Consider the following 25,905-nt stretch of genomic DNA (forward strand, 5'->3'; position numbering starts at 1 on the left):
CTTAGTCGGCGAGTTTGTAAGCGATGATGTAATCGCCCATGCGGGTGCCCAGCGAGCCGTGTCCGCCGGCGGTCACCAGCACGTACTGTTTGCCATCCTTGCCGGTGTAGGTCATCGGCGTGGCCTGGCCACCCGCTGGCAGGCGGGCTTTCCACAGTTCCTTGCCGTTGTTCACGTCATAGGCGCGCAGGTACTGGTCGAGGGTACCGCTGAGGAAGCCGACGCCACCGGCGGTAACGATCGAGCCGCCCATGCTTGGCACGCCCACCGGCAGGCCGATCGGTACCGGAGTACTGTCGCGGGTGGTGCCGTTCTTGTGCTTCCACACCACTTTGTTGGTGAACAGGTCGATGGCGGCAACATAGCCCCAGGCCGGGGCCTGGCACGGTACGCCAAGCGGCGACATGAACGGGTGCATGATCACTGCGTAAGGAGCGCCGGTGTTCGGCTGCACGCCGCTGGTCTCGCTTTCGCGCTTGCTGCCTGCGGCCACCTGCTCACGCGGGACCATCTTCGACACGAAGGCCATGTAGTTGGGCGAGGTGAACAGCAGTTGCCGCACCGGGTCGACCGACACGCTGCCCCAGTTGAACACGCCGACGTTACCTGGGTAGACCAGCGACCCTTGCTCGGATGGCGGGGTGTACTGGCCTTCGTAACGCAGCTCGCGGAACTGGATACGGCACAGCATCTGGTCGAACGGCGTGGCGCCCCACATGGCCTGTTCGGTCAGCTCAGGGCCGAGCAGGTTGAGATCGGAGCGGGCCTGGGTCGGCGAGGTGTGGTCGCCCTTGACCGCGCCCTGCGGGGTAGGGATTTCGCGGATCGGTACGATCGGCGTACCGTCACGACGGTCGAGCACGTACAGGCTGCCTTGCTTGGTCGGCACGATGATCGCCGGTTTCACGCCGTCATCGGTCTTCAGGTGGACCAGGGTCGGCTGGCTACCGACGTCCATGTCCCACAGGTCGTGATGGGTGAACTGGTAGTTCCAGCGGGCCTTGCCGGTGGCCAGGTCGAGGGCGACCACGCCGGCGCTGTACTTCTCCGCGCCTGGGGTACGGTTGGCGCCCCACTGGTCCGGAGTCTGGTTGCCCAGCGGCAGGTAGATCATGCCGAGGTCTTCGTCGACGCTGGCAATCGACCACATGTTCGCCGAGTTGCGGCTGTACATCTTGCCGGGGGCCAGGGGCTTGGTGTCGTCCGGGTTGTTGCTGTCCCAGTTCCACACCAGATGGCCATCATGCACGTCGTAGGCGCGGATCACGCCGGACGGCTCGTTGGTCGACTCGTTGTCGGTGACGTGGCCACCGATGATCACCAGGTCGCGGGTGATTGCGGCCGGCGAAGTGGAGTAGTAGCCGCCAGCGGTGAACGGGCCGATGCCGGTGGTCAGGTCGATCACGCCCTGGTTGGCAAAGCCTTCACAGACCTTGCCGTTGTCGGCGTTGATGGCGATCAGGCGGGCATCCGCCGTGGGCAGGTACAGACGGCGTGGGCAGGCCTGGGCCACGGCCTGGCCGGCGTCGGAGATTTTCGGGGCCGGGCTGCCATCGCGGCTGACATAGCGGTTTTCGTCATAGTACGAAACGCCACGGCAGGTCATGTGGGCAAAGCCCTTGAAGGTGCCGACCGGGCTCTTGACCTGCGGGTCGTAGCGCCAGATTTCCGCGCCGGTGTCCGGGTCCAGGGCCAGCAGGCGGCTGTGCGCCGTGCAGGCGTAGAGCATGCCGTTGACCTTCAGCGGGGTATTCTGGTTGGTCAGCTCCACCGGGTCGTTTTCGGTTGGCAAGTCACCCGTGCGAATACGCCAGGCCTCTTCCAGGCGGTAAGCATTCTGCGGGGTGATCTGGCGCAGCGGCGAATAGCGGTCGCCATGCTCGGTACGGCCATAGGCCTGCCATTCGCCATCAGGCATGGCCGGTGCGGCGCTGGCCATTTCGCTGCTGTCGCGGCCCAGTTCACCGAACACTTCGCCCGGGTGAGTGAACTGGCTGGCCAGGGCGCAAGCGCCGGAAGCCACCACGGCAACGCTGAGCAACGCGGTATTGGCCTTGTTGGCCGGGCCGATCAACGGGCGTCGTGCCCAAGGCAGCAGCAGCACCACGCCGATGGCAAACCAGATGGCCAGGCGCGGTACCAGTTGCCACCAGTCCAGGCCCACTTCGAGCAGGGCCCACACGGTGCTGCCCAGCAGTATCAGGCCGTACAGGCCCAGGGCGATGCGGCGCTGGGCCAGCAGCAGGATGCCCGCCAGGGCAAAGCCGATACCGGCGATCAGGTAGTACAGCGATCCGCCCAGCTGGCTCAGCTTGATGCCGCCGGCCAGCAAGGCCAGGCCCATCAGCAACAGCAGCGCGCCAATCAGGCGCGGTAGCCAGCGGCTTCCAGTGTTGGCACCTTCAGTGCTCATCTCAGGTTCTCCGTCAGGTCAAAAAGGGGGTTAGAAAGTGCTCTGGATCTTCAGGCCGCCGATCAGGGCGTCATCGACCTGCGACACCCCGCCCGGGTGGCGGATGTACTGCAGGTTGGGGCGTACCGTGAGCCAGTCGGCCAGATGGATGCCGTAGTACAGTTCGGCGCTGTACTCGGTGTCCTGTACGGGCAGGAAACCAGGGTTGTCGTAGTCATCGAGGCCGGCGGCCTGGTTGGCCAGGCGGGCGTTCTTGCGGTAGCCCGGGTTGACGTGCACACGGGCCAGGGCGAAACCGATGTCGTCCTTGGCGCGGGCGTCGAAGGGCCCTTTGAATACCAGTCCAGCCTGCACATAGTTGTCGATGGCATTGGTCTTCTTGTCGTGTACCGTGGCATTGGCGAACAGGCTCAGGCCACGCGACTGGTCGGACGCCAGCGAAGTCACCTGCTGCTGCGCACCGAGCCACAAGCCGTGCTTGCTCGAGCTGCTGCGGTAGCTGGCGCCGCTGAGCGCTGCCGGCTGGCCGTTGTTGTCCTTGAGAACATCCTGTGCCTTGGCATTACTGTAGTAGTAGCCGGCGCGATATTCCCCTTCAAGGCCATTGACCCGTGGGCTCCACACCAGTTCGATCGGCATCACCGCACCCTGGGTGCCGCTGCCGCTGAGCTTGAAGCCGTTGCCCGATTCGAGGTTGGAGGGGTTCTGCTCGAACACGCCGACCTGGGCGTAGAGGGCGTCGCTGAAGTTGTAGCGTACGCGCAGGGCCCATTGGCTGACCGGCCAGTTGTACCAGATGCCACCGACCCAGTTGCCTACCTGAGAGCCGCAGAAGGCCAGGTTCTGGAAGTCGCAGGGGAAGCTGTTGAAGTCCTCGCCTTCGCCGAAACGGCCGAATTTCACGTCCAGCGCGCCGTCGAAGTACTTCTGCTTGATCCACATCTGGGTCAACCGCCAGGTTTCGCCACGGCCCCAGACTTCCTGGGCCGAGGTGAAACCGCCGACGCGTGGGTCGTTGATACGGTCGTTGCTGATGTTGTCGCCGTAACGCTCGGTGATGGTCAGCTGGAATTCGCTGTCGTGCCAGCCGAGGATCTTCTCCAGGTCCAGATGGCTGCCGAAGGTGAACTGGTCGCTGTAGCGCGCGGTGCGATCGTGGTCGTAGCCGCCGTGCAGGTTGCTGCCCATCTCGCCGGTGTAGCCGAGGGTGAAGTCATAGCCTTTTTCCAGCAATTCGTTGCGGCTACCGCCCCAGTCGCCGAGCATCCATGGGGAGTCGCTGGCGAACATATCGCTGGCAGTGGCGGGGATTGCCAAGGCACTGAGGGCAAGGCCGATGTAACAGGTTTTGGGCAGTTGGAACATGAGATAGCGCTATCTTCTGATTATCGAATAAACGGCAAGCGCATCGAAGGGCAGGGCCCTCGATGGAAATGGCGACAGGATCAGTCAAATGAAGCGTTTCAGCTTGCGGCGCGGAGGATATAGGGGAAGTTGCAAGAAAAAAAGACAAATTGTCGCAGTGGATTATTCCGCTGCCGGTAACAATTGACGGCGGAGGGGCTCTGCCGGCGATCGGGGCGCAAGGCGCCCCGCTATTTCAGAAGGAGGTACGCAGCCCGACTTGCACGCTACGCCCAGGGGCCGGCGCGATATCCCGCAGGATCGAGCTGGCATAGCGCACGGTCTGGTCGGTCAGGTTCTCGCCGCGGATGAACGCCAGCCATTGGCTCTGGCCGATGTCGAAGCGGTAGCCGACACTCGCCGCCAACGTGGTGTAGCCATCGGTGCTGGTTTCGTTGGCCGGCTTGCGATGCTGCGATGCGGCGTGCTGCACGTCCACTCGCGCCTGCCAGCGGTCCAGCTCCCAGACCAGGCCGCTGTTCAGGCGCAGTGGGGCGATGCGGGGCAGCGGCTCGCCACTGTCCAGGTTCTTCGCCCGCGTATAGTCGCCCGACAGTTCCAGTGCGAAGCTGCCGTAACGGTTTTCCAGCAGTTGCCAACGGTCCTGGGCCTCGATGCCATAGAAGCGCGCCCGCACGCCTTGATACTGGTATTCCGGTAAGCCGTCGTGGCCATGATCGTGGTCATGGTCATCTTCGTCATGGTCATGATCATGACCCTCGCGCAGGTTACCGGTACCGATCAGGCCGATGTAGTTGCGGAAGTGGCTGTAGAACAGCCCGACGCTACCCTTGTGGGTACCATTGTCGAAGCGCAGTGCCAGGTCCGTGGAAATGGCTTTTTCCTTGTTCAGGCCGGCATCGCCGACTTCGAAGGCACCCGTCGCCACGTGGGCGCCATTGGCGTACAGCTCGTAGAAGGTCGGGGCGCGTTCGGTGTAGCCAAGGTTGGCGGCCAGCGACCAGACCGGGTCGAGCTGGTACACCGCCCCTGAAGACAGGCTGAATGCGTTGAAACTGCTGGCGCTGTCGGCTGCCAGGAAGTTCTCGTTGCCCTTGGCGTCCGGGTCCACGCGGGTGTGCTCCATGCGGGCGCCCAAGCTCAGGTTCAGGCGCTCGGTGGCTTGCCACTGCTCCAGCATGAACAGCGCCAGGCTGTCGGTGTCGGTGTGCGGGACGAAAGCCTCCTCACCCAGGGCGGAGAACTGGTTGCGGCTGACCTGTGCGCCGACCACGCCTTGCACCGGCCCGAGCGGCTGGTGGCGGGCTTCGATGCGTGCTTCGTAGCCCCGGTTCCTGAAGGTGGTATGGACCTCGCCTTGTTCAACTTCGCGGTGTTCGTAATCGGTGTAGCCAGCATCGACCTTGACCGAACTGAACGGGCCGTCGAGGTCGCGCAGTTCGCTGGCGAAGGCATAGTGATCCTGCTGCATGTCCAGGCGCACGCCAGGCTCGGCCACCGAGCCATAGTTGCTGTCGTAACGGCTGTACGACAGGCCTGCATAACCGTGGTCCCAATGGTAGGCGCCACCCACCGCACCACCGTCCTGGCGGCCGTCGCTGTTTTCCAGGCGATGTTTGCTGCCCGGCTCGTCCATGTCACGCACCTTGGAGCTGCGGGCGTAACCGGGGATTCGCAGGTCATTGAACTGGCGGCTATTGGCATCCAGGTGCAGGGCGAAGGCACCGTTGCCAGCCTCAAGCTTGCCGGCGCTGCTGCGGGTGGTGTCGGCGCCACCGTAGCGCAGTTCGCCGGCACCGTGGATGCCATCGATGGGGGCGTCCGGGATGCGGTTGTCGAACGTGTTGACCACGCCACCGATTGCGTTACCGCCGTAGAGCAGGGCGGCCGGACCGCGCACGATCTCGACCCGATCGACGGTGACAGGGTCCAGCGGTACGGCGTGGTCGTAGGACAACGACGAAGCGTCTAGGGCGCCGACGCCATTGCGCAGGATGCGAATGCGATCGCCGTCCAGGCCTCGGATTACCGGGCGACTGGCGCCAGGGCCAAACCAGGTCGAAGCGACACCAGGCTGCTTGTTCAGGGTTTCACCGAGGCTGCCGTGCTGCTGTTGCAGCAGGTCGTCACCTTCAAGCACGGTGGCGGGGGCGGCCAGTTGTCGGTTGCCAAGCGGGTTGGCGGTAATGACCTGAGGTTCGAGTTCGACGGCCTGGCCGGGCGAGGCGGCCAGCCAGAGGGCGACGGCGAGGGGCGAGAGGCGAAGCGGTGTGTACAGCATGGGATGGGGCGTTCCTTGGCGAGTGCTTATGTAATGTTACAACATAACATGTTAATTTCAGCACACCGCTTTTGTCCCTGGCCAGCGGTTTTTCAGTTGATACGACTGATCCCGCCCGCCACTACACTCGTGTAAGGTGCGCATCTTTCCCACGGAGCACTGGCATGAGCACGGCCCAACACAACGCGCTGCACGGCAAGACCCTTGAACAGATCCTCACTGAACTGGTGGCGCACTACCAATGGCAGGGCCTGGCCGAGCGCGTCGATGTGCGTTGTTTCAAGAGCAACCCGAGCATCAAGTCGAGCCTGACCTTCCTGCGCAAGACCCCCTGGGCGCGGGAAAAAGTGGAGCAGCTGTACGTGAAACTGCAGCGCAACGCCTGACATGCCGCGCCGTCCCTGGCTGACCGGCATGGCCGTGCTGGGCTGGTTCGGCCTGACCGTGCAGGTGTACCTGGTGCTGCTGGCGCGTTGGCAGGAACAGGCCAGCCTGATTGGCGGCCTGATCAACGTATTCGGCTACTTCACTGTATTGACCAATACCTTGGTGGCGACGGTGCTGAGTTACGCAGCGTTTGGTCGCGAAGGGGCTGGCAAACGCTTTTTCCTCTCGCCGTCAGTGAGTTCGGCGGTGGTCACCAGTATCGTCCTGGTGGCGCTGGCTTACAGCGTGTTGCTGCGCCACTTGTGGCAACCGCAGGGTTGGCAGTGGCTGGCGGACGAGTTGCTGCACGACGTGATGCCGGCGCTGTTTGCCTTGTACTGGTGGGTTGAGACGCCCAAGGGCACGCTGCGATTATGGCACCTTGCGGCTTGGGCATTGTACCCGGCGGTATATTTTGCCTATGCGTTGTGGCGCGGCAGCGAGATTGGCGTGTACGCCTACCCGTTCATCGATGTGGCGGGCCTGGGATATGCGCAGGTGCTGCTCAACGCCCTCGGCGTGTTGGCGGGGTTCTGGGGCATCGGGCTTGTGGTGTTGGGGCTGGATCGGTGGATCGGCGTGCGCCGGCCATCAGTCGGGTAAGCCCGCTCCTGAAGGAAAAGCGCAGGAGCCAAGGCTTGCGCGTGCGCATGGGGGCTTGCCCGCGAAGACGCCAGGACCGGCGACAACCCTTCAGTCGTCGTCCACAGTCCCATCGGCACGCCAGTAGGCCGCGGCCTTCAGTGCATTTTCAGGTACCCCCTTTTCCAGCAACAGCGCCTTGGCCTGGCGGGTCAGGGTTTTCTCAAGTGCCACCCAGCCGTACAACCGGCCTGGCGGCAAGCTCAGGTTCTTCACCAGGGCCAGCAGGTCCTCCTGGTGCCGACGTACCCAAATCACCTCCACCTGTGCCTTGCTCGGCAGTGGCTGGCGTTCCTGTTCGTCCTCGATCTGGATGAGCGCCAGCACCTGGCGACCTGCGGGCAATTCCTCCAACCGGCGGGCAATGGCCGGAATAGCGGTTTCGTCCCCGATCAGCAAGTAGCTGTCGAACATATCCGGCACCACCATCGACGCCCGCGGCCCGGCGATGTCCAGCGTATGCCCGGGTGCGGCCTGAGCGGCCCAGGTCGAGGCAGGGCCGTCGCCGTGCAACACGAAATCGATGTCCAGTTCGTTGGCCACCAGGTCGACGCGCCGGGGCGTGTACTCGCGCATGGTCGGCCGTGCGCCGCCGTCCTTGCCGAGGCTACGGGCCTCGATGCTCTGCGCTTGCTCGGGCGTTTCGGCGAACAGCAGTTTGATGTGGTCATCGCTGCCCACGCTGGTGAAGCCCTGCAGCTCGGCCCCGCCCAAGGTGATACGGCGCATGCGTGGGGTCAGTTCGGTGACCCGCAATACCTGCAGGCGGCGTTGGCGGATCTCGTGATTGACGCGATAGATGGTGTCACTCATGGGGTGTCTCCCTGACAGGCTCGGTCGGCCCGGAGGCGATGGCTTTGGCGGCGTGGTTGAGCAGCTCGCGGACCCGCTCGATTTCTTCCGGTGTCCAGCGGCCACTGTGCATGTGCAGTGCATGGCGCAGGTTGCCGACCGCTTCGTGGATCTCGGGCGGGCGGTCGTGGCCGCGCAGGGCGCGTTTGCTGACCTCGATGCGCATGCGTACGCCATCCAGGGCAACAGCCTGTTCGGCCAAGGCGGTGCGGCCGGCATCGGTGATGGCATAGAGACGTTTGCTGCCCTGCACCTGGCCGGCGATCAGCTCGGCCTCCTCGAGGAAATTCAGCGTTGGGTAGATCACACCGGGGCTTGGACTGTAGCTGCCATCGAACAGATTCTCGATCTGGCGGATCAGGTCGTAGCCGTGGCCGGGCTGCTCGGCAAGCAGGGCCAGCATCAACAGTTTGAGGTCGCCAGGGGCGAATACGCGTGGGCCGCGTTCGCCGCGGCCGGGGCGTCGCTCGAACAGGTCGTGGGGGGAATGTTCGCGCATGGGGGCTGGGCTCCGTCGTTTGCGATATATCGTAAGATATTACTCAAGATATATCTGAAGACAAGCCATAACTGCGGATGATTATCATCTAATTATTCGATGTGCTTTTGTCCGACTGGCCGCGCTGCGCTGCCACCTGCGGCACTCTGCACTCGTTCGGATTACCTGGTTGCAGGTATGGCAGGAGGATGGGGGCCATGCCCTTGAGCACCTGCACCGGCAGTGCCGAAGTGAACGTGAATGCTTCCGCCGAGCGCCCGGGCACGAACGCGGTCAAGGTGCCGAAGTGGTTGTCGCCCAGGAAGAACACGAACGTGGCGGTACGGTTGAGCGAACGCGAGCCGATCAGGCGGCCACCGGCGCCGAAACTTTCGATGCGGTTGTCACCGGTACCGGTCTTGCCGCCCATGACCAGCGGCGTACCGTCCTGCAACTTGAAGCTGCCGGAAATACGCCGCGCAGTGCCTGCATCCACCACTTGTGACATGGCGCCTTTGAGGGCGCGCGCCACTTCCACCGGCAAGATCCGCACGCCCCGGTCCGGGTCGGTGATCAGCTTGGTCTCGTACGGCGTGTTGGCGGCGAAATGCAGGGTGTCGATGCGCAAGGTCGGCAGGCGTACACCGTCGTTCTGGATGATGCCTACCAGTTCGGAGAGGGCGGCGGGGCGGTCGCCCGAGCTACCGATCGCAGTGGCCAGCGAGGGCACCAGGTGGTCGAAGGGATAGCCCACACGCTTCCAGCGCTGGTGAATGTCGAGGAATGCTTCGATTTCCACCATGGTGCGAATGCGGCTGTCGCGGGCCCCCTGGTGGCGGCTCTTGAACAACCAGCCGTACACCTCCTGGCGTTCGAAGCGGCTGGCATTGACCATTTCAGTCAAGGTCGAGCTGGGGTTCTTCAGCAGGTAGCCGAGCAGCCACAAGTCCAGGGGGTGCACCTTGGCGATGTAGCCCTGGTCAGGCAAGTCATACTTGCCCGGCCCGTAGGCGTCGTACATCTCCGACAGCCGGCCGTCGGTCAGTTTGCCCAGGGCGGCCTTGTCACCCTTGAGGTGGGCGCGGACGAAGGCGTTGAAGGTTTCCTGCCCGGCCTCGGGGAACAGGTAGCGGTGCACCGCAGCCAGCCGTTGCGGGGTGACGCGCATGCTGTCGAGGAAGGTGTCCAGGCGTTGTTGCGAGGTCTTGCGCTGGTATTTCTTCCAGAAGCGCATCAGGTAGTTGGTGCCTTCCTTGTCGGCGAAACGGGCCAGGTATTCCTGGCGGCGCGGGTCGCTGTCGTCCTTGAGCAACGGCAGGCGGTTGTATGGCTGCTGGTAGGTCACGTAACGCACCAGGTCGCGCATCAGGCGGATGAACGGCAGGTTGATCGATTCGCGCAACGCGTCCTTGAGGGTCGGGTTGCGGCTGTTGTCTTCCTTGCGGAAGTTGTTGAATACATGCATACCCCCACCGGTGAAGAAGGCTTCGCCGGTGTTGGCCGAATACTTGCGTTCCAGCGCGGCATCGAGCATGGCGTCCAGGCTCTGGTTCTTGCTGTTCTGCGCGAGCCATTCCAGCGACCACTGGGTGATGCGGTCGAGTTCGGCGACTTCGACTTTCTTCAACTCGGCGGCAGGTTTGCCGGCGTATTTGTCGTGCAGCTCGGCGATGATTTCCAGGTAGGTGGTGAGCACGCGCAGCTTGGCGGTGGAGCCCAGCTCCAGCTTGCTGCCTTCGTTGATGTCGAAAGGCTGGTCGGTGCTGTCGGTTTGCACCCGCACCCGCGAGCCATCGGCAGTGCGCTCGAACAAAGTGAAGCTGTAGCTCACCTGGTCGGTGGTCTTGGTCGTCAGCAGGCGCTCACCAATCAGGCCAATCTGTGCGGCGAACGCGGGGTCGGCAAGGTTCTTCAGGTATTGGCTGACCTGTACCTGGAGGTCAGCCTGCAGGGTGCTGGTGGCCGACAGGTCGAGGCGGTCAAGGTCGTACAACGGGCGGTTGAGCATGGCCGCCAGGCGGTTGCGCGCCAGGCTGATGCCCTTGTTGGTGACGATCGGCACGATGGTCGGTTGCGCTACCCAGTCGCGGTAAACCACCTTGCTGGCCAGTGCGGCGTTGGCCAGCGGCTGTTCGATGACCTTGTTGGCAGCCAGTACGCGAATGTGCGCATCGGTCAGCTCCGCCAGCTCGATCCGCCCCTTGGACAGGTAGTGCGAGGGGCGGCGCTGGGCAATCATCAATGACAGTACCTGGCGCAGCGCCAGACCGCGCGCGGCCATGCTTTCGGGGTCACTGGCGGTGGACATCAGGGCCTGGTTGACCTGGTCGAAATCGGCGCCGTACCACACCCGCAGGCCTTCGGCCATGCCATGCACTTCGCCATGCCCTGGCACTGCCGACAACGGCACACTGTTGAGGTAGTCACGCACGATACGCTGGCGTGCCTCGGTGGTGTCGGGGCCACCCTGGTAGGCTCGCACGCTGGCAGAAATCATCTGGCGAATCTTTTCGGCGCCCGAGACGGTCAGGCCGTCCGGTGAATGTCGGTACTTTTCCAGCTGCGTAGCCAGGGTGCTGCCACCCGCGGACTGGCCGGGCAAGGCCAGGTACTTGGCCACCTGGCTATAGGCAGCCTTGGCGAAGCGCGGCCAGTCCACGGCCGGGTTGTTGCGTGGGTCCTTGGTGTCGAGCAGGTCGCGGTTTTCGATGAACAGCAGGCTGTTGACCATTACCGGCGGTATCGCGGCAAAGTCCGGATACAGGTATTGCGGGTACTTGTACTGGTACAGCGTGTCGCCGCGGCAGTCGGTAATCGATAGCCCGGCCTGGATCTTCTCGATGTAAGGGGCGAACAAACCATGCTCGACGTAGTTCATCAGCGCCGGCGAGAACCGCACCTGCTCGCTGATCAGGTAGTCGCGCTTGAGCAGGCGCGGCAGGAACTCCCCCAGGGCGCTGTAGCCCAGGCGTTTGTCAAACGGGCCTTCACCAGGGTAGACGATGGCATCGCTGGGGCCTGGCTGCAGCGAATAGGTGAGGGTAGTGGCCAGCTTGCTGAATTCCCGCGACTGCAGGTTGGAGGTGCGGAACTCGTCGTACGCAGCGAAGCCAATGGCCACCAGCGCCACCAGCAGGATAAGAATGATCAGCCGCCACCATAGCCGGCGTTGACGGGGGGACTTGGGTTGTGGCGTCTCGGCCGGAGGTAGGTCGGGTGCTTCCGTTCTGGTTGGTTCCGATTGCCACAGTGCGCCCATAGTCTTCTATCCGGCCAAGTGTTTTCGTCTTGCTTGTCTGAAGCTTAGACGTTGAGCGGGGCAGGTGAAAAATTTGTAGGAAGCCGAGAAAAGTGCATTGGGACTATGCGGCTTTGGTGTGGGTTTCTTCGTCGGACGATGTTGCTATGGTGCCAGGCGGCGATGTCCAAGACCGCCGTATGCCCCGGAAAACTCGCTGATTATTTCGGTATATATAGCGAAAATCCCTACAGCGGTGTTCCTATACTGCTTGCCCCTTCGACCTGCCGGACGCTCTATTCCGGCACTCGAGCCGGCCCACAAGGCCAGTTCGGCAAGCCAACGCTCGGCCTATCGGCCTGGCCGGTGCTGCACGAAGGTCAAATCCAATAACAAAACGAGGTTGTATTGCTATGCCAGTCGGCAACCACCCTGCCCACGGCCAGGCCACTGATGGCGGCCCGCTCAAGCGTGAACTGGGCGAACGGCACATCCGTCTGATGGCGCTGGGCGCCTGTATCGGCGTCGGTCTTTTCCTCGGTTCGGCCAAAGCCATCGAAATGGCCGGCCCCGCCATCATGCTGTCCTATATCATCGGTGGCTTGGCCATTCTGGTGATCATGCGCGCCCTTGGTGAAATGGCCGTGCACAATCCCGTCGCCGGTTCGTTCAGCCGCTATGCCCAGGACTACCTCGGCCCGCTGGCGGGCTTCCTTACCGGCTGGAACTACTGGTTCCTGTGGCTGGTGACCTGCGTGGCGGAGATTACCGCGGTAGCCATCTATATGGGCATCTGGTTCCCCGACGTACCGCGCTGGATCTGGGCCCTGGCGGCGCTGGGCAGCATGGGCGCGGTCAACCTGGTGGCGGTCAAGGCGTTCGGTGAATTCGAGTTCTGGTTCGCTTTGATCAAGATCGTCACCATCATCGCCATGGTCCTTGGTGGCATTGGCATCATTGCCTTCGGCCTGGGCAATGACGGCGTAGCGGTGGGTATCTCCAACCTGTGGAGCAACGGCGGCTTCATGCCCAACGGCGTGACCGGCGTGCTGATGTCGCTGCAGATGGTGATGTTCGCCTATCTGGGCGTGGAAATGATCGGCCTGACCGCTGGTGAAGCACGCAACCCGCAGAAGACCATTCCGCACGCCATCGGCTCGGTGTTCTGGCGCATCCTGCTGTTCTACGTCGGTGCGCTGTTCGTGATCCTGTCGATCTACCCGTGGAACGAAATCGGCAGCCAGGGCAGCCCGTTCGTCATGACCTTCGAACGCCTCGGCATCAAGACCGCCGCCGGCATCATCAACTTCGTGGTGATTACCGCCGCGCTGTCCTCGTGCAACGGCGGCATCTTCAGCACCGGGCGCATGCTCTACAGCCTGGCGCAGAACGGCCAGGCCCCGGCCGCCTTCGCCCGTACCTCGAAGAACGGCGTGCCGCGCAATGCGCTGCTGCTGTCGATCGGCGCGCTGCTGCTGGGCGTGCTGGCCAACTACCTGGTGCCGGAGAAGGTCTTCGTCTGGGTGACTTCGATCGCCACCTTTGGTGCGATCTGGACCTGGGTCATGATTCTGCTGGCGCAATTGAAGTTCCGCGCCGGCCTCGGCAGCGCCGAGCGCAACGCACTGCAATACCGTATGTGGCTATGGCCGCTTAGCTCCTACCTGGCCCTGGCCTTCCTGGTGCTGGTGGTTGGCCTGATGGCGTACTTCGAGGATACCCGCGTGGCGCTGTATATCGGCCCGGCGTTCCTGGTGCTGCTGACGGTGCTGTACTACGCCTTGCGCCTGGCGCCGAAAGAAGCGCAGGGCGCGGCAGGCACGGTTTCCTGATCCAGGGTTCCTGGGGGCGCTTTGCGGCCCCAGGAACCCATCAGGCCGCCATTTCACTGTTCGGTTCAAAGCTGTCCGCGCGCGCCAGCTGCCACATGCGCGAATAGAACTGGCCATTCACCTCGCCGGTCAGCAGTTCACCCGGTTTCAGGAACACATGCATCTGCGAGAACAGCTTGATCTCGGTAGCGGAGATGCGCCGCACCAGGTGCTTGGCTTCCAGCTGTGCTGGATGCTCCAGGCCCGCTGCCGCGAGCATCTCGGCCAGCGCACGCAAGGTGTTGTGGTGGAAATTGAATACCCGCTGGGCCTTGTCCGGCACCACCAGCGCGCGCTGGCGCAGCGGGTCTTGCGTGGCCACGCCGGTCGGGCACTTGTTGGTGTGGCAGCTCTGCGACTGGATACAGCCGATGGCGAACATGAAGCCGCGCGCCGAGTTGGCCCAGTCGGCACCGATGGCCAGCACGCTGGCGATGTCAAAGGCGCTGACAATCTTGCCGCTGGCGCCAAGCTTGATCTTGTCGCGCAGGTTCAGGCCGACCAGCGTGTTGTGCACGAACAGCAGGCCTTCGCGCAACGGTACGCCGATGTGGTCGGTGAACTCCACCGGCGCGGCGCCGGTGCCGCCCTCCTTGCCATCGACGACGATGAAGTCGGGCAGGATGCCGGTTTCCAGCATGGCTTTGGCGATGCCCATGAACTCCCATGGGTGGCCCAGGCAGAACTTGAAGCCCACTGGTTTTCCGCCAGACAGTTCACGCAGCCGGGCGATGAACTGCATCATCTCGATGGGGGTGGAGAAGGCGCTGTGACGTGACGGTGAAATGCAGTCTTCGCCCATCAGTACACCACGGGTCTCGGCGATTTCCCGGGTCACCTTGTGCTTGGGCAGGATGCCGCCGTGGCCGGGCTTGGCACCCTGGCTCATCTTGATCTCGATCATCCGCACCTGCGGGCTGCGTGCCTGGGCGGCGAAACGTTCGGGGTCGAAGCGCCCATCCGGCGTGCGGCAGCCGAAGTAGCCGCTGCCCAGTTCCCAGACCAGGTCGCCACCGTGTTCGCGATGATAGGGGCTGATGCTGCCTTCGCCGGTGTCATGGTGAAAATTGCCTAGCTTGGCGCCCTGGTTGAGCGCGCGAATGGCGTTGGCACTGAGCGAGCCGAAGCTCATGGCCGAAATGTTGAAGATCGACGCCGAATACGGCTGGCTGCACTGCGGCCCGCCGACCACAACGCGGAAGCTTGCCGGGTCGGCCAGTGGCGCCGGGCGCATGGAGTGGCCGATGAACTCGAATCCGGACGCGTACACGTCGATCAGGGTACCGAAGGGTTTGTCCGAGGCTTCGTTCTTCGCCCGCGCATACACCAGCGAGCGCTGGGCACGCGAGAACGGCAGGGCATCGCTGTCGGCCTCCAGCAGGTACTGGCGGATCTCCGGGCGAATGGCCTCGACCAGGTAGCGGATGTTGCCCAGGATCGGGTAGTTGCGACGCACCGCATGGCGTTGCTGCAGCAGGTCGAACAGGCCGATCAGGCTGAGGACGGCGCTGGTCAGGGTGAGTGGCCACAACCATTCATGGTGGATGAACGGCAGGCTCGCCAGGGTGAACAGCACACAGGCGGCGAAAAAGGCATAGCGGCTGAGAAGTGACAGGCTCATACAGGGTCCTTGCGATGGCGCGGTCAGGCTCGGGGCCTGGGCAAACCCCGACCATAGCCAAGTTGCAAGGCTGTGCAAAATTAAATCGAGGTAGCGAGAAGCATTCCCGCGTCGCTGCAGATTGGTCCTGGCAACGCTTCAACGCGGGGCGCGCAGCAGTTTCTGCCGCCAGCTTTCCTGCTCCTGGGCTGGCGCCTCGACCAGGAACGAATAGCGTCCGGCCACCCGTACTGCCACCGCTACCCCATCGCGATACAGCAGGCGGTTGCCAGTGACCGCCGGCACCTTCGCCCCCGGCAACAATGACCCGATCAGGTTCAACGGGTCACTGGCACTCACTGCTACCAGCGCCCCGTCCTGCTCGCGGCGGCGTACCTGGCGCAGCTGCGCTACCGCCTCCGGCAAGGCGAACTGTTCCCCCGCCAGCCCGGCGATGAAGCGCCCGCCACGAATCTCGCCGCGCGCCTCGAGCCGGTGGTAGCAACGCAGCAGCTCGCGCCATGGCGGCAGCACGTCGCTTTCGCGGTCCAGCAGGCGCCAGCAGACCACACCATAGCGTCTCAACAGGGCCCGGGCGATGTGCTCCAGGCGCTGGCTTTCTTCCACTTCACCGCGGCGCAACAAGGCCCAGCGCCCGGCATCGGACATGCTGCTGGACAGCGGCGGGTGGCCACGTCGGCTGTTGCGGGATGTGCGCTTCGCCGCCGGGGTGATCAGGCTGCGCAGGCCGGTGAAGCTGTCTGCCCCGGCTAGACCGGCGCCCACCAGCTCCTGCAGGGCCGTCTCGAGTTCGCTGGGCAGCAGGTGGGCATCCTGGATCAGTTCCTCGAAGAACAGCGCGCCGTGTGCCTGCAATACTTCGTGCACGCGTTGCGCCCGCGCGCCGAGGCTTTCCAGGGCGGGCACCGGGGCGAGGCTGCGCCATACGTTCAGGTGCTGGCGTGGTAGCAGCACCAGCGGCGTGCTGGACAAGGTACTGCTCGACACCGTCGTCGCCAGGCGGCTCCAGGCAAACTGCCCGCTGCGGCAGGCATCGTCGAGCCAGTGCGGGCTGTAGTCCTCGATGCGGGCCGGCAGCAGTTCAGCCTCCCAGGCGCCAGCCGCGCTCGGAAAGCCTTGCAGCTGGCCCAGCACCTCGGCAACGGCGGCCGGTCCGCGCAGGCGGTGGCCATCGGCCATGTGCTGCCAGTCGAACAGAAAGCGCATGAAGTCCTGCAGGCTGACCGGCTCGATTTCCCGGCGCAGGCGTTTGACCGTGTAGCGGTGGATGCGCGCCAGCAAATGGCGCTCGCACCACTGCAGGTCGCTTGTGCCCGGGCTGAAATGGCCGCGCAGTACATAGCCTTCGGCTTCCAGACGGGCCAGGGCCTGTTCGATGGCCTGCGCCGGCTTGCCCAGCGGTGCGGCGATCTGTGCCTGGGTCAGCGGGCCGTGGCCGCTGAGACGGGCGCGCAGCAGTTCGGCAAGCGCGTCGTCCGCGTCGGTAGCCTGAGCGAAGCCGGGTAAAACCGCCAGCGCCGGCTCCAGCCGGGCACCGGGGTACAGCGTGTGCAACAGGCTCAAGCGTTCGCGCGCCAGCCACAGCCCTTCTTCTACCAGGCGCATGGCCCGCCCGGCTCTGGCCAACTGGCGCAATAGCATGTCCCAACTGGCGTTTTCCCGCACTTCGTCCTGGCTGATGGCGCCCAGCCCCATCAACGCTTCATGCATTTCGTCGGCATTAGCGGGCTGCGGCCAAGCCTCCGCGGCCACCGCAGCAATCGCCTCGGCATCCAGCGCGCCCAGGTCGTCGCCGCTGTGTACCTCGTTCCAGCGCCGACTGAGCACGGCCTGGGTACGCCGTTCTTCCAGCGGGGCGTCATCCAGGAAGGCATAGGGCCGGGCATTGAGAATGGCCGAAGCCAGCGGCGAAGGCGCCGGCAGGTCGCGGCACAGCAGGCGCACCGAGCCGCTTTCCATGCGCCGTAGCAGTGCCAGCCAGCCTTCGCTGTCCATCGCTTCGTGCAGGCAGTCATCCAGGGTTTGCTCGACCAGCGGGTGATCGGGAATCTGCCGCTCGCCGGCGATGTTTTCCAGGCAGGCGATCTGGTCGGGGAACACGGCGGCTACCAGGTCTTCGCTCTTTATCCGCTGGATCTGTGGCGCCACCTTGCGGCCGCCGACGAAGCGCGGCAAGGCCATGGCCACGCTGGCGTTCCAGCGCCAGCGTACGCCGAACAACGGCGCATCGAGCAGGGCCTGGACGAGGATCGGTTCGGCGCTGCGGCTGTTCAGGTAACGCCACACCTCGTCCAGCTCGAAACTGTGGCTGGTGGACAGCGACAGCACGATGGCGTCCTCGCTGGCGGCTGCCTGCAACTCGAAGTTGAAAGTACGGCAGAAGCGCTTGCGCAGCGCCAGGCCCCAGGCGCGGTTGATGCGGCTGCCATAGGGGGAATGGATGATCAGCTGGGTACCGCCGGATTCATCGAAGAAGCGCTCCATCACCAGCGTCTCCTGCGAGGGCAAGGCACCCAGCACTTCACGGGTGCGGGCCAGGTAGTCCAGCAGCTGGCTGGCGCAGTCCTCGCCCAGGTCGAAGGTTTCCTGCAACCACGCCAGCACTGCGGCCAGGTTGCCGCCGGCCTGCGCCAGGCGCTGGTCGATCTGCGCCTGCAGCCGTGCCACTGCGGCAGACAGCTCGTCACTTCGCCCGGGCGCCTCGCCCAGCCAGAACGGAATGGTCGGCGGCAGGCCTTGCGCATCTTCCACCCGCACCCGGCCCGGTTCCACGCGCAAGATGCGATAGGAGGCGTTACCGAGCTGGAAGATATCGCCGGCGATGCTTTCCACGGCAAAGTCTTCGTTGACGCTGCCGATGTTCAGCGCCTGTGGCTCGAGCAACACGGCGTAGTCGGCATTGTCGGGGATGGTGCCGCCACTGGTCAGAGCGGTCAGCTGGCTGCCACGGCGACCGCGCAAGGTGCCGCTGACCGCGTCGCGGTGCAGGTAGGCGCTGCGTACGCCCTGACGGCCGTTATAGCCTTCGGCGAGCATGCGCAGCAGGCCCTGGTAGTGTTGCAGGTCAAGTTCGGCGTAGGGCGTGGCCTGGCGCAGGCAGTCGTACAAGGCCTGTTCGTGCCACGCCTGGTTGCTGGCCTCGGCAACGATCTGCTGGGCGAGTACGTCCAGTGGCGCCCGGGGAATATGGAGTTCGTCCAGCTCGCCGCGGCGGACGCAGTCGAGCAGGGCTACGCATTCGATCAGGTCATCGCGCGAGGTCGGGAACAGTCGCCCCTTGGGCACGCCATCAACCTGGTGGCCGGCGCGGCCAACCCGCTGCAGGAAGGCCGCGATCGAGCCTGGCGAGGCGATCTGGCAGACCAGGTCGATGTCGCCGATGTCAATGCCAAGCTCCAGCGACGCGGTGGCCACCAGCACCTGCAACTGGCCACGTTTCAAGCGTTGCTCCGCATCCAGGCGCAGCTCCTTGGCCAGGCTGCCGTGGTGCGCGGCCACCGCCTCCTTGCCTAGCCGATCGCTGAGGTGGCGAGTGATGCGTTCGGCCAGGCGCCGGGTATTGACGAACACCAGGGTGGTACGGTGCTGCCGTGCCAGCGCGGCCAGGCGGTCGTAGACCAGACCCCAGACATCGGTGGCCATTACCGCGCCAAGCGGTACCGGAGGCACTTCGATGGCCAGGTCGCGCTGCCGTGCATGGCCAACATCGACGAGTGCGCAGGGACGCCCGGTGCCGACCAGGAATTGCGCCACCCGCTCGACCGGGCGTTGCGTGGCCGACAGGCCGATGCGCCGCAGTGGTCGCCGGCACAGGGCCTGCATACGCTCCAGGGTCAATGCCAGGTGGGCGCCGCGCTTGTTGCCAGCCAAGGCGTGGATCTCATCGACGATCACCGTGTGCACGCTGGCCAGGCCCTCGCGGCCCGAAGCCGAGCCCATCAGCACGTAGAGCGATTCGGGTGTGGTCACCAGGATGTGCGGTGCCAGCCTGCGCATGGCGGCGCGTTCCTTTTGTGGCGTATCGCCGGTGCGCACGGCCGTGGTGATGCGCGGGGCGCTGAGGCCCTGTTCGACAAGGGCCTGGCTGATGCCTTCGAGCGGGGCCTGCAGGTTCAGGCGGATATCGTTGGACAGCGCCTTCAGGGGCGAAACGTAAACCACCTGGGTCTGTGCAGGCAGCCCGCCCTGGTGCTCCAGGCCCTGGCGGAACAGTTCGTCGAGCACGGCCAGGAATGCGCTGAGGGTCTTGCCTGAGCCGGTCGGCGCCGCCAGCAGCATTGACTGGCCTGCATGGATCAACGGCCAGGCCTGTGCCTGGGCATCGGTCACCGTGGCGAAGTGACGACGGAACCAGGTGCGCACGGCGGGGTGGAACCGTTCGAGCACCGGGTGGTGTTTGGCGGGCAGGTTCATGTGGTGGTTATGGCGGGTGCGGGGCGGGTTGGCAAGGGGCCGTTCGTCAGGCCGGTAGAGGAAACCTTGGCCTTGTCAGTACAACCGCCCCATGGGATTCTCCCCGGCCCCTGATTCAAGTGAGCCGAACCCATGCCCAACACCATCCGCATCGCCGCCGCCCTGCTCATCGACCCCCAGGGCCGTACCCTGCTGGTACGCAAGCGCGGCACCCAGGCCTTCATGCAACCCGGCGGCAAGATCGATGCTGGCGAAACCCCGGTTCAGGCCCTGGTGCGCGAGCTGCATGAGGAACTGGGCCTGCGCATCGACCCGGCCCAGGCGGTGCACCTGGGCCAGTTCAGCGCCCCAGCCGCCAACGAGCCCGGCTTCGAGGTGCAGGCCGAACTGTTCCGTGTCGACAGCGCCGCAGCCGTGGTCCCGGCTGCAGAAATCGAAGAGGTGGCATGGCTGGCCGCTGACCAGACACCCACCATGCCGCTGGCCCCCTTGACCCGCGACCTGATCCTGCCGATGTACCACCAGGCGCTCAACGCACCGCGCTGACGCCATCGAGGGTGGCGAACGAGGTGTCCTTGGCGGTCAACAGGAAGTCACGCATGTACGGCGCATCGAGCATGTCGGTGCGCACCGCGGCATAAAGCGTGGCGAACAGGCCTTTTTCGCCCAGGCGCTTGCCCTTGACGTAGCCGCGCGAGCTGTATTCGTGCAGCGCCCAGTGCGGCATGCCACACACGCCCCGGCCGCTGGCCACCAGTTGCATCATCATCACCGTCAGCTCCGAGGTGCGTACGGCGGCCGGCTCGATGTCGGCTGGCTCCAGAAAGCGGGTGAAGATATCCAGGCGGTCACGCTCTACCGGGTAGGTGATCAGCGTCTGGTCGAGCAGGTCCTGCGGCACGATATAGGGCTTGCTGGCCAATGGATGCTGGTTGGCCACCGCCAGCATCGCCTCGTAGGTGAACAGTGGCACGTAGGTGATACCCGCCAGGTCCACCGGGTCGGAGGTCACCACCAGGTCGAGGTCGCCACGGGCCAGGGCCGGCAGCGGGGCGAAGGCAAAGCCGGAGGCGAGGTCCAGTTCCACTTCCGGCCAGGCATCCCGGAACTGGTCGATGGTCGGCATCAGCCACTGGAAGCAGCTGTGGCATTCGATGGCCATGTGCAGGCGCCCGGCGGTGCCGCCGGCCAGGCGGGCGATGTCCCGTTCGGCGCCACGCAGCAGCGGCAGGGTGGCATCGGCCAGTTGCAGCAGGCGCAGCCCGGCGCTGGTGAAGCGGATCGGCTTGGTCTTGCGCACGAACAGCGGCATGCCCAGGCGCTCTTCCAGCTCCTTGAACTGGTGCGAAAGTGCGGACTGCGTCAGATGCAGGCGTTCGGCCGCCTCCACCAGGCTGTCGGCCTCGCGCAGGGCATGAAGGGTTTTCAGGTGACGGATCTCCAGCACAGCCGACTCCGGTGATTCTATTTGGGAAGACAAGGTATGAGTTGAGTTTCCCTCATGTTGCAAACGCTGTCGACCGGGCGATTGGTCACACCGCCTGGCGGGCGTCATCAAACTGTCACCGAACTGTGGCAGCGCGCCCGAACAGAATTCATCAGAATCGCGCTCTACTGGGGATCTGCATTCTGGTATTTCTTTCATGCGGGCTTTTTGGCTATTTGTTTTCTTCGTGCTCGGCGTACCTGCTGGCTTCGCCGAGCAGCACTGTGATGCCCGGGTGCCGGTGCAGCGCGCCGAGCTGGGGGCGGTGAGCCTGGTCTACCAGAGCGTCGGCGCGCCCCGCGACCCTGCCTTGCTGCTGGTCATGGGCCTGGGCGGGCAGCTCATCCATTGGCCGGACGACGTGGTCGAGGCGTTGTGCCGCCAGGGTTTTCGGGTGATTCGCTACGACAACCGCGATGTCGGCCTGTCACGCTGGAACCAGCTGCCAGCGTCGGCCAACCTCACGGTCGAACTGCTGCGTTACAAGCTGGGGCTACCGGTGGCTGCGCCCTATACCCTGAGCGACATGGCGGACGACGGCTTGCACCTGATGGACGCACTGGGGGTGCGCCAGTTCCATGTGTTGGGGGTCAGCATGGGTGGCATGATCGCCCAGCACCTGGCAGCCATGGCGCCGGGGCGTGTACGCAGCCTGACGCTGGTTATGTCCAGTTCCGGGGCGGCGGGGTTGCCGGCGCCGGCTCCGGCGTTGGTGCAACTGCTGGCCCGGCGCAGCGCAGCGAGCCGCGAAGTGGCCATCGAGCAGCAGGCCGACCTGCTGGCTGCGTTGGGCAGCCCTGAGGTGGCAGATGACCGTGCCGCCTTGCTGCAACAGGCGGCGGAGGCCTACGACCGCGCCTTCAACCCCGAGGGGGCCAAGCGTCAGATCATGGCGATACTGGCCGAGCCGAGCCGTGTCGAGCTGCTCAACCAGCTACGGCTGCCTACTTTGGTGGTGCACGGCACCGCCGATCCACTGCTGCCAGTGATGCATGGCGTGCATCTGGCGGCACATATTCAAGGTAGCCAGTTGCGTTTGATACCAGGATTGGCGCACCGCTTCCAGGAGCCGTTCAAGGCGCCGTTGCTGGGGGCGGTGTTGCCCTACCTGCAGGCGCACCGGCAGGATGTCACGCACATCGCAGGGCTGTGAATTTCCATCCTTCAATGCTGGTGCGCTCCTGCAAGGCCTGCGTCAGTGCATCCGCACCCACAAGGTCACCAGCACGGTCGCGGCCATCAGCCAGGCTATCGTGGCCAGGGCCAGCGAGGCCTCCAGGCGCATGCGGTCGACCAGTACATACAAGGTCGCCAGGTACACGAAGTCCGGAATGATCGACCACATGCCAAACAGGATGGTGGTCTTCAGGTCGGCGATACTGCGCCCCTTGCCGACGATGTAATGGGCGATCAGGGCAAAGGTGGGAAACAGCGGTACCAGCCCGGCGATGTAGTAGTTGCGCGTTTTTGACAGCACTGCCAGCAGCACTACCACACCCGCACCGAGTGCGGCCTTGAAAAGCAGATCCACGTTGTCTTTCCCGTTGCGGTTTGAGGTCAGCCGAGGCCGTATTTCTTCACTTTGTCGAACAGCGTGGTCTTGGCCATGCCCAGCTCCTGGCTGGCCTGGCTGAGGTTGCCGCCTGTACGTTGCAGCGCATCGCTGAGCAGGTTGCGCTCGAACGCTTCCACCGCCTCGGCAAAGCCCAAGCCCTGGCTGGCGCCGCCGCTGGGGCCCTTCTTGAACGCCGGCAGGCCAAGGGCATAGCGTTCGGCCACGTTGCGCAACTCGCGCACATTGCCCGGCCAGTCGTGCGCCATCAGGCGCGACAGGGTCTGGCTGTCCAGCGTCGGTATCTCACGGTCGAAACGCAGGGCCGACTGCTGCAGGAAGTGTTCGAACAGTTGCAGGATATCTTCGCGGCGCTCGCGCAACGGCGGCAACTCCAGGGTCACCACGTTCAGCCGGTAGTACAGGTCGCTGCGGAACTGGCCGCTCTGGCCCATGGCATCCAGGTCGGACTTGGTCGCAGCGATCACCCGGCAATCCACCGCAATGCTCTGGTTCGAACCCAGCCGCTCCAGGGTGCGTTCCTGCAGCACGCGCAGCAGCTTGATCTGCAGGTTGATCGGCATGCTTTCCACTTCGTCGAGGAACAGCGTGCCACCATTGGCGTGTTCGATCTTGCCGATGCGCCGTTTGCCGGCACCGGTGAAGGCGTTGGCCTCGTGGCCGAAAATCTCGCTTTCAAACAGGTTCTCCGGCAGTCCACCACAGTTCAGGGCCACGAACGGCTGGCCGTGGCGGCGGCTGAAATCGTGCAGGCAGCGGGCGACCAGTTCCTTGCCGGTGCCGGTTTCGCCTTCGATCAGCACGTTGGCCGAGGTATCGGCCACGTTGGCAATCAGCTCGCGCAGCTGTTGCATGGCCGGCGAGCGGCCGATGATGCGCCCCTCGAGGCTGCTTTGCTCCGCCAGCTGGCGACGCAGCGCCACCACTTCACGCGACAGCCCGCGCTGTTCGAGGGCGCGGCGCACCACGTCGACCAGCCGCTCGGGAGAAAATGGCTTCTCCATGAAGTCGTAGGCACCGTTGCGCATGGCACCGACGGCCATGTCGATATCGCCGTGGCCGGTGATCAGCACCACCGGCAGGCTGCGGTCGCGGGCCTTGAGACGGTTGAGTAGCTCCAGGCCATCTATGCCCGGCAGGCGGATATCGCTGACGACGATGCCGGCGAAGTCGTCGCCGATGCGTTCCAGCGCCTGCTCGGCGCTGCCTACGCCTTCACAGGCGATGTCTTCCAGGGCCAGCGCCTGCTGGCAGCCGAGCAGCACATGCGGGTCGTCTTCGACGATCAGGACGGTAAGGGGCGCTTGGTTCATGGGTGCTCTGCCGGTTCGCTAGGGGGGGAGACCAGTGGCAGGGCCAGGATGAAGGCCGTACCGCCGCTGGCGGGATGCTCGACGTTGAGACTGCCCTTGGCGGCGGCGGCGAGGCTCGCCGACAGGGTCAGGCCCAGGCCCAGGCCGTGTTCGCCCGGTTTGGTGGTGAAGAAAGGTTCGAACAGGTGCTTGCGCGCCTCGCTGTCGATGCCATGGCCGTTGTCGCGCACCTGTAAACGGTACTTGTCACCCTGCAGTTCACCTTCGAGCCACAATTGCGGCAATGGCTGCGCCGCCATGGCATCCAGGGCATTACCGATCAGGTTGACCAGTATCTGTTCCAGGCGGGTCTGGTCAATCGCCAGTTGCTGATCCTCGAACTGGCTGTGCACCTGCAGGTGGCAGGCGCTGATGCGGTTGGCCAGCACTTGCAGGGTGGCGTCGACCGCCTTGGCCAGCGAGGCCTGGCCACTGTCGTCGCTGCGTCGGGCAAACGAGCGCAGGCTGGCGGTGATGCGGCCCATGCGGTCGATCAGGTCGTTCATGGTGCGCAGGTTGGTGCTCGCGGTTTCCAGCGCCCCGCGCTCGAGGAAGCGCACGGTGTTGCCGGACAAGGTGCGCAGCGCCGCCAGCGGCTGGTTCAGTTCATGGGCAATGCTGGTGGACATCTGCCCGATGGCGGCCAGCTTGCCAGCCTGTACCAGTTCATCCTGGGCGTGGCGCAGGGTCTGCTCGGCATGCCGGCGCTCGCGAATCTGGCCCTTCAGGCGTTCGTTGCTGGCGCGCAAGTCGGCGGTGCGCTCGGCAATCCGTCGCTCCAGCTGGCTGTTGGCTTCCTGCAGCGCCTCGCGGGCTGCCAGGCGGGTGGCGATCACCTTGCGTCGCTCGTTCCAGGCAATGCCGAGGATCGCCAGCAGGGCGAACGCCACGCCCACCAGGATACCCTGCACCATGGATTCGCGGCGCAGGTCCTGCAACGGGGTCAGCAGGGTGAAGTGCCAGGGTGTATCGGCCAGGCGCCGGGTCTGGGCCAGGTAGGCCATCTCGCGGGTCTTGCCCTGTGCGGTTTCGCTGTTGGCCGGGAAGGTCAGTTTTTCCACGCCATCGGCCAGGATTTCCCGGGCCAGCGGTTGCAACTCGTTCAGCGGCCACCAGTAGTATTGCAGGCTGCGCGCCAGCCGCTCCTTGATCTGTGGGGTCAGCGGGCGCACCGACTTCAGGCGCCGCGCCGGGTCGCTGGAAAGGATGATGATGCCGTTCTCGTCGCTGACGAACGCTTCCAGGCGGGCACGTTGCCAGCGCTCTTCGAGAGTATCCAGGCGCACCTTGATCACGGCCACGCCAATGATCTTGCCGTGCTCTTCCAGGCCATGGGCCAAGTAGTAGCCGGCTTCGCCGGTGGTGCTGCCGATGCCGTAGAAGCGCCCGGGCTCGCCGCGTACGGCAGTCTGGAAATAGGCGCGGAACGACAGGTCCTCGCCGAGGAACGAGTCGGCATCACGCCAGTTGCTGGTGGCCTGCACCCGGCCATTGGTGTCGAGCACGAAGATAGCCCGACTGCGGCTGCGCCGGTTCAGGCCTTCGAGGTATTCGTTGACGGTCTGACGCGAACCGCCGTCAGGGTCGGTGAGCAACTGCGAGACGCTGTCTTCCAGTTCGAGCAGGCTCGGCAGGTAAGTGTACTTGCTGATTTCGCTTTCGACCGTGCGTGCGTGCAGCTCCAGCTGGCGCTCGCCATTTTCGCTGAGGATGCGGATGCCGTTGCTCTCGCTGATCAGGTAGCCAGCCAACCCCAGGCCGACCATCAACAGGATGATCAGCGGCGGCAACAGCAATTGACGAAGCAGGCGGGATTTCACGGCAGGCTTGGCAGGGAGAAGAAGCGAAGGATCGCATTTCATCACAGTGGCCTTGTCACGACCAGCGCCACTGC

Annotated in this window: 18 protein-coding genes; 6 read left to right on the top strand and 12 right to left on the bottom strand. The window is 64.5% G+C overall.

The genetic code is table 11. The features are described from left to right. Position 1: 1 nt before the first annotated feature. From ACVWZT_RS14235 to ACVWZT_RS14245, 3 genes are all read right to left on the bottom strand, one after another. A complete protein-coding gene (locus tag ACVWZT_RS14235) occupies positions 2 to 2,413 on the bottom strand; it encodes a glucose/quinate/shikimate family membrane-bound PQQ-dependent dehydrogenase (RefSeq protein WP_296229950.1) in 2,412 nt (803 codons plus the stop codon). Between the two features lie 30 nt (positions 2,414 to 2,443). Continuing rightward, entirely contained in the window at positions 2,444 to 3,778 is a 1,335-nt protein-coding gene (locus ACVWZT_RS14240) for a carbohydrate porin (RefSeq protein ID WP_457469909.1), read from the bottom strand. Positions 3,779 to 4,013: 235 nt separating this feature from the next. Further along, positions 4,014 to 6,059, bottom strand: a complete 2,046-nt coding sequence (locus ACVWZT_RS14245; protein ID WP_457469911.1) for a TonB-dependent receptor — start codon at positions 6,057 to 6,059, stop codon at positions 4,014 to 4,016. 164 nt (positions 6,060 to 6,223) lie between these two features. Between ACVWZT_RS14245 and ACVWZT_RS14250 the strand changes: the two genes are divergently transcribed. Both ACVWZT_RS14250 and ACVWZT_RS14255 read left to right on the top strand, forming a co-directional pair. After that, entirely contained in the window at positions 6,224 to 6,445 is a 222-nt protein-coding gene (locus tag ACVWZT_RS14250) for a VF530 family protein (protein WP_133332077.1), read from the top strand. A 1-nt stretch (position 6,446) separates the two neighbouring features. Next, the gene (locus ACVWZT_RS14255; protein WP_457469913.1) at positions 6,447 to 7,088 is read left to right on the top strand and encodes a Pr6Pr family membrane protein; all 642 of its coding nucleotides are present in this window, start codon (positions 6,447 to 6,449) and stop codon (positions 7,086 to 7,088) included. A 90-nt stretch (positions 7,089 to 7,178) separates the two neighbouring features. Here ACVWZT_RS14255 and ACVWZT_RS14260 read toward each other — a convergent pair whose 3' ends face one another. The 3 genes from ACVWZT_RS14260 to ACVWZT_RS14270 form a co-directional block, all read right to left on the bottom strand. After that, the gene (locus ACVWZT_RS14260) at positions 7,179 to 7,940 is read right to left on the bottom strand and encodes a siderophore-interacting protein (protein ID WP_457469914.1); all 762 of its coding nucleotides are present in this window, start codon (positions 7,938 to 7,940) and stop codon (positions 7,179 to 7,181) included. Further along, positions 7,933 to 8,478 carry a PadR family transcriptional regulator gene (locus ACVWZT_RS14265; protein WP_457469916.1) on the bottom strand — a complete coding sequence of 182 codons (546 nt, stop codon included), beginning with the start codon at positions 8,476 to 8,478 and terminating at the stop codon, positions 7,933 to 7,935. The genes ACVWZT_RS14260 and ACVWZT_RS14265 overlap by 8 nt, the downstream gene beginning before the upstream one ends. A gap of 88 nt (positions 8,479 to 8,566) precedes the next feature. After that, positions 8,567 to 11,716 (bottom strand): transglycosylase domain-containing protein, encoded by a 3,150-nt coding sequence (locus tag ACVWZT_RS14270; RefSeq protein ID WP_296229957.1) that lies wholly within the window; start codon positions 11,714 to 11,716, stop codon positions 8,567 to 8,569. Between the two features lie 162 nt (positions 11,717 to 11,878). Here ACVWZT_RS14270 and ACVWZT_RS14275 point away from each other — a divergent pair, with 162 nt between their 5' ends. Together ACVWZT_RS14275 and ACVWZT_RS14280 are read left to right on the top strand one after the other, a co-directional pair. Further along, entirely contained in the window at positions 11,879 to 12,088 is a 210-nt protein-coding gene (locus tag ACVWZT_RS14275; RefSeq protein WP_296229958.1) for a hypothetical protein, read from the top strand. 20 nt (positions 12,089 to 12,108) lie between these two features. Further along, positions 12,109 to 13,527 (top strand): amino acid permease, encoded by a 1,419-nt coding sequence (locus ACVWZT_RS14280; RefSeq protein WP_457469919.1) that lies wholly within the window; start codon positions 12,109 to 12,111, stop codon positions 13,525 to 13,527. A 40-nt stretch (positions 13,528 to 13,567) separates the two neighbouring features. Here ACVWZT_RS14280 and ACVWZT_RS14285 read toward each other — a convergent pair whose 3' ends face one another. Further along, positions 13,568 to 15,187 carry an FMN-binding glutamate synthase family protein gene (locus tag ACVWZT_RS14285; protein WP_457469921.1) on the bottom strand — a complete coding sequence of 540 codons (1,620 nt, stop codon included), beginning with the start codon at positions 15,185 to 15,187 and terminating at the stop codon, positions 13,568 to 13,570. Positions 15,188 to 15,325: 138 nt separating this feature from the next. After that, on the bottom strand, positions 15,326 to 19,600 hold the full coding sequence (locus tag ACVWZT_RS14290) for an Lhr family helicase (RefSeq protein WP_457469923.1): 4,275 nt from the start codon (positions 19,598 to 19,600) through the stop codon (positions 15,326 to 15,328). A gap of 132 nt (positions 19,601 to 19,732) precedes the next feature. Here ACVWZT_RS14290 and ACVWZT_RS14295 point away from each other — a divergent pair, with 132 nt between their 5' ends. Beyond that, entirely contained in the window at positions 19,733 to 20,146 is a 414-nt protein-coding gene (locus tag ACVWZT_RS14295; RefSeq protein WP_296229964.1) for an NUDIX hydrolase, read from the top strand. Here the strand turns inward: ACVWZT_RS14295 and metR are convergent. After that, positions 20,130 to 21,047, bottom strand: coding sequence for a transcriptional regulator MetR (gene metR / locus ACVWZT_RS14300; protein ID WP_225779011.1), 918 nt, complete (start codon positions 21,045 to 21,047; stop codon positions 20,130 to 20,132). The two genes, ACVWZT_RS14295 and metR, sit on opposite strands and share 17 nt — an antisense overlap. 196 nt (positions 21,048 to 21,243) lie before the next feature. On the opposite strand from metR, the gene ACVWZT_RS14305 reads away from it, so the two are divergent. After that, positions 21,244 to 22,239: an alpha/beta fold hydrolase gene (locus ACVWZT_RS14305; RefSeq protein WP_296229967.1), complete on the top strand. Its 996-nt coding sequence runs from the start codon at positions 21,244 to 21,246 to the stop codon at positions 22,237 to 22,239. Between the two features lie 42 nt (positions 22,240 to 22,281). Here ACVWZT_RS14305 and ACVWZT_RS14310 read toward each other — a convergent pair whose 3' ends face one another. Genes ACVWZT_RS14310 through aauS form a run of 3 tightly spaced genes read right to left on the bottom strand, consistent with a single transcriptional unit; the run spans position 22,282 to position 25,873 of the window. Beyond that, the gene (locus ACVWZT_RS14310) at positions 22,282 to 22,617 is read right to left on the bottom strand and encodes a GlpM family protein (protein ID WP_457469926.1); all 336 of its coding nucleotides are present in this window, start codon (positions 22,615 to 22,617) and stop codon (positions 22,282 to 22,284) included. A 26-nt stretch (positions 22,618 to 22,643) separates the two neighbouring features. After that, positions 22,644 to 23,972, bottom strand: coding sequence for a two-component response regulator AauR (gene aauR / locus ACVWZT_RS14315; RefSeq protein WP_296229971.1), 1,329 nt, complete (start codon positions 23,970 to 23,972; stop codon positions 22,644 to 22,646). Then, complete coding sequence (gene aauS, locus ACVWZT_RS14320; protein WP_296229973.1) at positions 23,969 to 25,873, bottom strand: two-component sensor histidine kinase AauS; 1,905 nt, start codon at positions 25,871 to 25,873, stop codon at positions 23,969 to 23,971. The genes aauR and aauS overlap by 4 nt, the downstream gene beginning before the upstream one ends. Between the last annotated feature and the right edge of the window lie 32 nt (positions 25,874 to 25,905).

It is taken from the genome of Pseudomonas sp. TE21394, from assembly GCF_054057835.1.